The organism is Salipiger sp. PrR003, from assembly GCF_010500785.1.
GTDB lineage: Bacteria > Pseudomonadota > Alphaproteobacteria > Rhodobacterales > Rhodobacteraceae > Salipiger > Salipiger pacificus_A.
The window spans coordinates 1-7,366 of record NZ_JAAGOV010000096.1 but is presented as its reverse complement, the minus strand read 5'-3'; the positions used below and the strand labels follow the sequence as shown (position 1 = coordinate 7,366).

The window sequence follows — 7,366 nt, the reverse complement described above, 5'->3', positions numbered from 1 at the left end:
AAACCGGCACCGTCAAAAAACGTCACCGTCATCCACCTGCGATGTCGCTCAGCACTCAACTGCGATGTCGCGCCACAGGTCTGCCAGGAGCCTTTCTCAGACAGCGCCTCCATTGTCCCTCCCGGGGTCGTTCGAATGCTGTCCGCAAGCCTTCTGGCTGCTTTCTGCTTCTCAGTTAGCATGTCGGGCCTCCTCCCTCGGCAAGGTGCGGCCACCGAAAGCGCTGGAGGAGCTCGGCAACCTTAATGCCGTCTTGCTCGCTCAAGGGGCCTTCAACGCGGAAGATGGCGACCGTCCTAGCGCCGCTATTGTCTGTCTCGTTAAGCGACCATCCATCGGGGAGCTGGCCCTCAGCGGTGCCACGGTGGTCGACCAAATCCCAAAGACCATCTTCATCGTCGATGTCGAAGGCGACCTTCAGATCGCTCCACGGCATCTCACGGGAATTTTCAGAGTTTTCCATCAGGAGCCTCACACCCGGGGCGACGCTGCTGCGCGCTCGTTGCGAACTTCGTTTCGCAGGTTCATGATGAACATGAACTGGTCATCTGCCTCTCGAATGAGGTCCCAGTTCTCGACCAGTTTTGCCCACATGTCGCTGACCGCGGCCATCTCTGGAAGGCGAGCACGAAGCTCGGGGACAGCATCCAGCAACGCTTCGCAGCGTCCGAAGTCACCACTATCGTGCGGGAAATCTCCCCCGACCGGCAGGCCCATCATGTGCCGTGCGATGCAGGTTGCCGACGCACCGGTCGAGTGGCCCAGCGCCCAAGTTGCGATTGCTTTGTAATCCATGTCTCGATTTCCTCATGTATTAGTTCGGAAGCTGCATGTCGAAGAGCCGTGACCACCAGTTGGCAGGTCTTCGCAATCTTTGCAGCTTGGTTAGGGCTTCGTCCTCGGTGATTTCACCGCGCTCATAGGATAAACGGATGGCCCGCGCTTCTCTGCTCAGGCGATGCAGCCGCTCGTGCTGTTTTTCCTTGCGGTTCGCCATCACAGGTCGAAGAACACGAGAGAGAGTTGCATGGAAGCCCATTCTTGCTTCCGAAGAGGCTGGTCAGGGCCGTCACTGATAGCTTTCAGAACATCCTTGCCGTCGTAGACCCTGAGCAAACCATCCAGGCGACCACAGAGCACTTCAACATCGTCACGAGTTTCGATGGACTGCCGATCACGCTCAGTCCACCAAACCATAGCGAAATGGCTGTGCCAGGGCCTGAGTTCGCCCGCGAGAGCGTCTGCGAGGCTCCCAGCCTCAAATCTCTGAATAAGCATGCATCACTCATCTGTTCACTTATAAGAATAGATTGGATCACCCATCAGGTCAATGCGAGGAGGTGAGTTTCGGTCCAGTAGGAGCTTCAGCCATTACACGAAAGGCCGCAGGCTGTGCCCAAGACCACAACCGTGTCGCTCTCATGAAACTGCAACGCATAATCCACCGTCAACTTCGAGACCGTACACTACTCCGGCCAAGACCCGGCGATGGTACTAGAAAGACTCATATAGAGCCTATTAGCCAAATGTCGTCAGGCGTCTCTTGACCCGAAAGAGCAAATGTTGTCTTTCAACCTCAGAGCTAAGAGGTAAAAATGACGACCGGCATCGAAAAGTACAACATTTCGCTAGCACAAAACAATAGCCCTTCGAGCAGCAGTAGTTATGGCCGCCCTTTCTACTCTTGGCTTTCACCAAGTACCTTTTCGCCGGCCAAGGAGGATATGTGGTGCCGAGGCATGACAATGCCATTTGAGGTGGTAATTATTCCAGGGTATACGGTGCCGACTGCGCTAAATAAAGACGACGTTGACTCCGTTTGGTACGATTTGGAGGTCACGTCACCCACTGTCGTTTGGGATGGCATGGGTAGCGTCGAGATGTTCGAGTTTATCTCAACGTGCATGGATCCTTTGTGCGAGATCAATGACTACATCCGCGTGAAGGACGTGGAAAAAGGCAAATATATTGAGGACCCTCGGCCGTCTTGGCTGGTGAGAAATCGTCCTCAAAAGACATTTTCTGGAAGTTTTCTTAGCTATGAGAGAAGTAAGTCGAATAAGCACTTCTTTGAAGTTGTGATGAACCAATTTCTGTCTGAAGGCTTACGGGAAAACGGCCATTGGAAAGGTTATGCAAGTCATCACTATCTCTTTAGTAGGGAGCGAAAGCGAGAGATTCGTGATCTCTGGGGCCGGAGGATGATGAGGCATCCAGATTTTAGCCATGTGAGGCTAGCGTCTGTGGTGGCCGACGCTGAACCGGTAGTTACTGAAGGTATGGGTTTTGGGTACCTGCGTTTCAAGGAAGCGCTTTCTTGTAAGGAAAGTTGGTTTCGTGAGGCCTCTATGATCGAGTATCTCATCAAGACAAATAGCCACTTGGTCGAGACCCCTCTCGATGTCGCGAAGCTGAAGGTCGGCAAGGGGGTTCCGCTGACTCCCGAGGAGGAGGTCATCTACTCCAAGAGGGATCAGGCTCCGCCCAGTACAGCTGAGAAAATCCTCATGAAGGCGAAAGCTCTCTGGAAGTCAGGGGACTTCTGACAACGTCACATGCGAGAGTGATCCGTGATCTCGGGTCACTCTCTGTTCACGACAAGAAGGCGCCCGGCTCTCAGGCCATTCGGAAAGTTCCCTGCGGAACAAGCTTCAACACCGGCATCATGCACCATTGTAGGGTCAGAGGTCGAAGACCATCAGCGTCAGCTTTTTTGAGAACTGAGCCCCGACGGGCGCCAACGACTTGAACTTCTCGTCCCGCTCGGATGCCTCCAAGACTTCTTTGCTGGTGAACGTTTTCAGAGTTCCGCCGACCTTCGCATGCAGGGCCCGCAGAGATTGTAATTGAATCTGCTCGATGCTGGAACGATCAGAGTGCCAGGTCCCCGCATAGTGCTTCTGGCCGGCGCCAACCTCCTCGGGCATCAGCATGGTCGCGTAGGTTGCCCCGTTGCGATTGATCTCGGTGGAACTGAAAAACGGCATCGGGTTGGTCCTTTCTGACAGTTACCCTGATTTTTAGTGCTTTGCTCGAACTCGGACAAGCTCGATCAGAGTTCGTCTTCCTCGTCGTCGATGTCGTCCTCACGCCATTCGATATTGCTCTCGGGGTGCTTTTCCCCGTCCTCATCGAAGAACAGCTTCTCGCGCTTCCGGGTAAGATGCTTGGCATCATCGTCATAGAGTTCACGGTTGCCACCCACGGCGTATCCCCAGCCGATCTTCCCCTGGTCGCCTTTTACAATTGGGTAGCAGGCCTCGATGACCTCAGCGGTGCCTTTGATGAGGATGTTAGTTCCTTTGACGTAGTGCGGCATTGAATTCTCCTGGAAATGGCCGTCGTGCGGCGCGTGTTATGTCATCCCTGCCGGGCTCGAACCGACAGGGGTGTAGTTCTCAGAATCTGTGGGTGTGATCAGAGATCGAAGACGAGCACGCTCAGCTTCTTCGAGAATTGAGCCCCGACCGGCATGAGGTCCTTGAAGCGCTCGTCCGTTTTGACGATTTCAGCGATTTCCTTGCCGTGGAACTCCTTGAGCGTGCCGCCCACCTTGTCGTGCAGATCCCACATTGCGCACCGTTCCAGACATTGCTCCATGGGCTTGTTGTCATCGTACCATGCGACAGCGTAGTAGCCACTCTTAGCGCTCGGCACCGGCAGCAGCATTTTGGCGTAGTTGACCCCATTCCAGCCGCGGTCGATCTGGTGGAAAACCGGCATCTCAAGTCCTTTCGTCTGATGTCAACATTTGTAGCACGAGGCACCGGCGTCAGCAAGGATAGATTGCGAAATATGGCAATTAAATGCAGCCGGCAGCGCCACGGAATGCGGCATCTATTCTTTGATTGCGGAGAGACTTTATCACCGGCTATCGTCGAACGAGGCAGAATCGAATGAAGGTGTTAGGATGGCTTGCATAGTGAGGTTTCTAAGGGCGCACGCGAGCCGCCTGCGCCAAACAATCGTGCGGTTTGATCCCTCCATCCGCTGGGATGGAGGGAATTCTCAGGCCGCCGCGCCCAGCGTTGCCGTTCCCCAGAACACACCCGAGGAAATTGAGATCGACGCCCTGCGCCAGCACATGCATCGAGTACGCCGGCTTTCCCGGGTCTTCGAGATCACGGCGGCCGAATACGTGGATGGCTACAAGATCGAGCGGCTTGGTGAGATCACTGTCCGGGCAAGCAACCGGGCCAAGGCAGATCGGAGCCTCAAAGAGGCCGCCCTGAATAAATTCAAGGATGCCAACGCCCTTCTGGACCTCAAATGCGAAACGCAGGTCAGGGAGAGCTCGAACGGCACTGGCACGAACGGCTCACCGAAGGCAAAGCGGAAGGCCACCAAAGTGTGGACCGCAACAGCCTGTCAGGCGACTGCCCTGGAACGGGTAGGAAAACCCCCGAGAGAATGGCGCAGTGATGTCGCCATCGTAGACGGATCCAACGTGATCCACTGGGATAGCGGGAAGCCCAGCCTCGACCCCTTGCGGGCGGTAGTGGACTTCCTGCAGAAGAAAGGCAGGCAGCCCTACGTCGTGTTCGACCGCGGTGCTGGCTACAAGCTCAAAGGCAAGCACCTGACCGCCGAGCAATTGAAAGAGGACCTCGATCGTGAAATCCAGGTTGAGCTCGCCCCGAAGTTCGAGCCGGCCGATTTCAGGATCCTTGACCTTGCAGAGAGCCTGCAGGCGCCGATCGTGTCCAATGATCTATTCAGAGATCGCCCCGAGGCGCGGGACATCCCAAAAATCAGTGGGTTCAGCAAGCATGGAGTGACGGAGATCCTGAAACCTCTCCCCTAGGAGCCGTGGTATCGACTTCGGACACAAAAAGATTGATCCGCCGGACGCTAAACTCTATCCATAGCGCAAACCTTGAACCGGCGGAACGCTGGAATGGAGCGCGTGTGCCAAGCATCACAGTGAACTATGACTTCGACGACATCAGGAATCTTATCGCCACAGACCTCCGCACCCGGTTTGGCTTACGCGCGCATTGGAAAGACATCTTTCCTGTTTGCTCCGCCGACCAGGCCGATTGGGTGGCGAAGGTGCCCTCTGGGGCTCTCGGCGCCCCTTCCCGCGAAGATGAGCCGATGACGTGCTTTCCCTATGCGCCGAAAAGCATCCGCACGCTTATCAGTGAAGACATCGAACGGCACTTAGGCGTGAAACCCCGCGAAGGCAGTGTGCACCATGGGATGGTACTTGGCTCTGCCCTCTGGACCGTGACGGTTGAGGACTACTCGCCTCTCGGCCGGCAACTGCCGCGGAACCTTCTCACGAAGCACCGCTCTCGTCCGCTGGCTCGCCTGCGGGTTGCTTTTCGGTCCCTGACAGCGCGAGGCCGCAAGAAGGCGAGTACGTAGCCTATCCTTTAACGACATCTATTCATACTGTTGACATCCCGCGCGCACTTAAGCAGTCTATTCTTCGCACTAGTGGAGTAAGCCGCCATGCCGGCCATCAATATCACCTACGAAGAAGACGAAGTCCGAGCGCTTATTGCGAAGGACATTTGCCAACGTTTTGGCATCAAACGTCCTTGCGACGAAGCCATCCAACCCAGTGTCGCCCGAGGCGATGGCATTTGGGAGGTCAGTGTCGACAGTGGCAATCTCAATGCCAGCCATGCGCGTCACGTCGACGAAGACTGACGAGTCTACTTGGTGAAGAGGACGTGAGAGATCACGCTTTCCGGCGTGATCGTGCCAAGCAGGCGAACGCAGAACGGCCAGTGCCACCGCATATACCAGAATTTAGACTTCTTCGGGCTACCATGGCGGCGACAAGTCGAAAGGATAGATCGTGAGAAAGCTCTTCTCTGAAATTGCGCGGGGCGCCGGCACGCTACCGGACTGCGGATCTCACCCGGGAACGGGGTTCGTTGTCCTGCTGCCCCTCATCGCCGGGCTCGCCGGACTTCAGGCGGGTGGCCTTCTCGGTTTCGTCTGCGGCAGCGTACTTGGAGCGCTCATCTACGGTTCAATGTGGCTTTTTGGCTGCGTCAGCCGTGCTCGCTACCAGGATCGCCTGGATGCGAAAGCTCTGGCGAAGGAGGTCCCGCATGCTGGATAATCCAGAGATCGCTCTCGACCTTCCCGAGGTTGACCCCGAAACCGGTGCCGCGCTGGGCGACCTGCCTGAACAGGACTGGGTTTCCGACCATGCCGTGAGGCGAATTCGAAAACGTCTGGGGCTTCCTAAGAAGGCCGCCCAGCGCGAAGCGGAACGTGCACTCGATGGCGCGGAGGTATCCGATTTCGTGGGCCAGTTTCGACGCCACCTGGATTGGCTCAGGCACCGCCATGGCCTTGGCGCCTCCTACAGGGTGACCCGGAACGCCATCTTCGCATTCCAATACGGGAACCTGGCCACGGTACTTCCGATCCCCGTCCAGTATCGAAACACCGTCCACGCCCAATTTGAGCGGATGCAGAAATCAGAGTCCGTGGGCTCTGCGGATCTCCCCCACCGAACAGAACACCTAGGAGAGACCACATGAATGCAATCCTTTTGGCCTGCGCGATCTTCCTGCTGCACGTAACCCAGGCCCCTGCCCTCACGGCTGATGAGATGCGAGAGGTCGAAAAGGCCGGAAACGAAGTTCGCAGGCTGGAGCTCTAGAAACTCGCCCTGATGCGGCCACCCAACCCTTCGACGGGCTCGCAAAATCAGAGTCCTCTGTCGCTGCCAGCCCCCTTCGCCTGAACCGAATGCCCAAGGAAAATATCCATGCTGATCGAAAAGATCGAATTCACCGAAGACTTCCGCCTTTTCAATAAAGGCGACACCTTCACCCTGACCGATAGGGTGACCGTCATCACCGGAGACAACGGCTCCGGAAAGAGCACACTGGTGGGCTGCATCCGTGCCCATTTCGAGACAGCCTGGTCGCGCTCGCAGGTCATCAGCAGCTTTGACAAGAGCCCGGTCGCTATCACACCCAAGGTGCCGCGCGGTACGAAGATGGCCTACATCGATCTGGCGAAGGATCATCTGCAGGTGCGCTCCGACTTCGACTTCGACAACCTGGACCTTCAGCTGTCGCTTATGAGCAAGTCATCGGGCCAGGCGACCGCCCATCAGTCCCTGACGATCGCACGCTCTGCCACGGCGCCAATTCAGATCATCGACGAGCCCGAGAGAGGGCTGTCAGTTGGCAAGCAGATTCTTGTGGGCCAGGGCCTCAAAGAGATCATTGTGTCGAAGCCGGACGTGCAGTTCATTGTCATCACCCATAGCCGGGAGGTCATGAATGCGCTCTGCGAAGAGGTCTTAGTGACGCTGTGGCGCGACATCGCAGTTGAGTGCTGAGCGACATCGCAGGTGGATGACGGTGACGTTTTTTGACGGTGCCGGTTT

13 protein-coding genes are annotated in these 7,366 nt (G+C 56.4%); 6 read left to right on the top strand and 7 right to left on the bottom strand.

All coding sequences use genetic code 11. The features are described from left to right. The 4 genes from G0D83_RS31985 to G0D83_RS28165 form a co-directional block, all read right to left on the bottom strand. Positions 1-182 (bottom strand): hypothetical protein (locus G0D83_RS31985; RefSeq protein ID WP_203595675.1); only part of this gene is annotated, 182 nt, incomplete at its 3' end. Continuing rightward, complete coding sequence (locus tag G0D83_RS28175) at positions 176-463, bottom strand: hypothetical protein (RefSeq protein ID WP_164197812.1); 288 nt, start codon at positions 461-463, stop codon at positions 176-178. The genes G0D83_RS28175 and G0D83_RS31985, both read right to left, overlap by 7 nt. A gap of 8 nt (positions 464-471) precedes the next feature. Next, positions 472-795 (bottom strand): hypothetical protein, encoded by a 324-nt coding sequence (locus G0D83_RS28170; protein ID WP_164197811.1) that lies wholly within the window; start codon positions 793-795, stop codon positions 472-474. Between the two features lie 19 nt (positions 796-814). Then, entirely contained in the window at positions 815-1,039 is a 225-nt protein-coding gene (locus tag G0D83_RS28165; RefSeq protein ID WP_164197810.1) for a hypothetical protein, read from the bottom strand. 556 nt (positions 1,040-1,595) lie between these two features. On the opposite strand from G0D83_RS28165, the gene G0D83_RS28160 reads away from it, so the two are divergent. Then, a complete protein-coding gene (locus G0D83_RS28160; RefSeq protein ID WP_164197809.1) occupies positions 1,596-2,546 on the top strand; it encodes a hypothetical protein in 951 nt (316 codons plus the stop codon). Positions 2,547-2,681: 135 nt separating this feature from the next. On the opposite strand, the gene G0D83_RS28155 is transcribed toward G0D83_RS28160, so the two are convergent. From G0D83_RS28155 to G0D83_RS28145, 3 genes are all read right to left on the bottom strand, one after another. After that, entirely contained in the window at positions 2,682-2,987 is a 306-nt protein-coding gene (locus tag G0D83_RS28155; RefSeq protein ID WP_164197808.1) for a hypothetical protein, read from the bottom strand. Positions 2,988-3,052: 65 nt separating this feature from the next. After that, positions 3,053-3,319: a hypothetical protein gene (locus G0D83_RS28150; protein ID WP_164197807.1), complete on the bottom strand. Its 267-nt coding sequence runs from the start codon at positions 3,317-3,319 to the stop codon at positions 3,053-3,055. 98 nt (positions 3,320-3,417) lie between these two features. Then, the gene (locus tag G0D83_RS28145; RefSeq protein ID WP_164197806.1) at positions 3,418-3,723 is read right to left on the bottom strand and encodes a hypothetical protein; all 306 of its coding nucleotides are present in this window, start codon (positions 3,721-3,723) and stop codon (positions 3,418-3,420) included. Between the two features lie 244 nt (positions 3,724-3,967). On the opposite strand from G0D83_RS28145, the gene G0D83_RS28140 reads away from it, so the two are divergent. The 5 genes from G0D83_RS28140 (at position 3,968) to G0D83_RS28125 (ending at position 7,318) form a co-directional block, all read left to right on the top strand. Further along, entirely contained in the window at positions 3,968-4,804 is an 837-nt protein-coding gene (locus G0D83_RS28140; protein WP_164197805.1) for a hypothetical protein, read from the top strand. A gap of 653 nt (positions 4,805-5,457) precedes the next feature. Further along, the gene (locus G0D83_RS28135) at positions 5,458-5,658 is read left to right on the top strand and encodes a hypothetical protein (protein ID WP_164197804.1); all 201 of its coding nucleotides are present in this window, start codon (positions 5,458-5,460) and stop codon (positions 5,656-5,658) included. Positions 5,659-6,068: 410 nt separating this feature from the next. Next, on the top strand, positions 6,069-6,506 hold the full coding sequence (locus tag G0D83_RS28130) for a hypothetical protein (RefSeq protein WP_164197803.1): 438 nt from the start codon (positions 6,069-6,071) through the stop codon (positions 6,504-6,506). Continuing rightward, positions 6,503-6,628 carry a hypothetical protein gene (locus tag G0D83_RS32600; protein WP_255455878.1) on the top strand — a complete coding sequence of 42 codons (126 nt, stop codon included), beginning with the start codon at positions 6,503-6,505 and terminating at the stop codon, positions 6,626-6,628. Before G0D83_RS28130 ends, G0D83_RS32600 begins: the two co-directional genes overlap by 4 nt. Before the next feature lie 108 nt (positions 6,629-6,736). After that, positions 6,737-7,318: an ABC transporter ATP-binding protein gene (locus G0D83_RS28125; RefSeq protein ID WP_164197802.1), complete on the top strand. Its 582-nt coding sequence runs from the start codon at positions 6,737-6,739 to the stop codon at positions 7,316-7,318. Positions 7,319-7,366 lie beyond the last annotated feature (48 nt).

What these genes read in the sequence shown, in the direction of transcription:
- G0D83_RS28175 (WP_164197812.1), bottom strand. Translation starts at nt 463, where the DNA reads ATGGAAAACTCTGAAAATTCCCGTGAGATGCCGTGGAGCGATCTGAAG.
- G0D83_RS28170 (WP_164197811.1), bottom strand. Translation starts at nt 795, where the DNA reads ATGGATTACAAAGCAATCGCAACTTGGGCGCTGGGCCACTCGACCGGT.
- G0D83_RS28165 (WP_164197810.1), bottom strand. Translation starts at nt 1,039, where the DNA reads ATGGGCTTCCATGCAACTCTCTCTCGTGTTCTTCGACCTGTGATGGCG.
- G0D83_RS28160 (WP_164197809.1), top strand. Translation starts at nt 1,596, where the DNA reads ATGACGACCGGCATCGAAAAGTACAACATTTCGCTAGCACAAAACAAT.
- G0D83_RS28155 (WP_164197808.1), bottom strand. Translation starts at nt 2,987, where the DNA reads ATGCCGTTTTTCAGTTCCACCGAGATCAATCGCAACGGGGCAACCTAC.
- G0D83_RS28150 (WP_164197807.1), bottom strand. Translation starts at nt 3,319, where the DNA reads ATGCCGCACTACGTCAAAGGAACTAACATCCTCATCAAAGGCACCGCT.
- G0D83_RS28145 (WP_164197806.1), bottom strand. Translation starts at nt 3,723, where the DNA reads ATGCCGGTTTTCCACCAGATCGACCGCGGCTGGAATGGGGTCAACTAC.
- G0D83_RS28135 (WP_164197804.1), top strand. Translation starts at nt 5,458, where the DNA reads ATGCCGGCCATCAATATCACCTACGAAGAAGACGAAGTCCGAGCGCTT.
- G0D83_RS28130 (WP_164197803.1), top strand. Translation starts at nt 6,069, where the DNA reads ATGCTGGATAATCCAGAGATCGCTCTCGACCTTCCCGAGGTTGACCCC.
- G0D83_RS32600 (WP_255455878.1), top strand. Translation starts at nt 6,503, where the DNA reads ATGAATGCAATCCTTTTGGCCTGCGCGATCTTCCTGCTGCACGTAACC.
- G0D83_RS28125 (WP_164197802.1), top strand. Translation starts at nt 6,737, where the DNA reads ATGCTGATCGAAAAGATCGAATTCACCGAAGACTTCCGCCTTTTCAAT.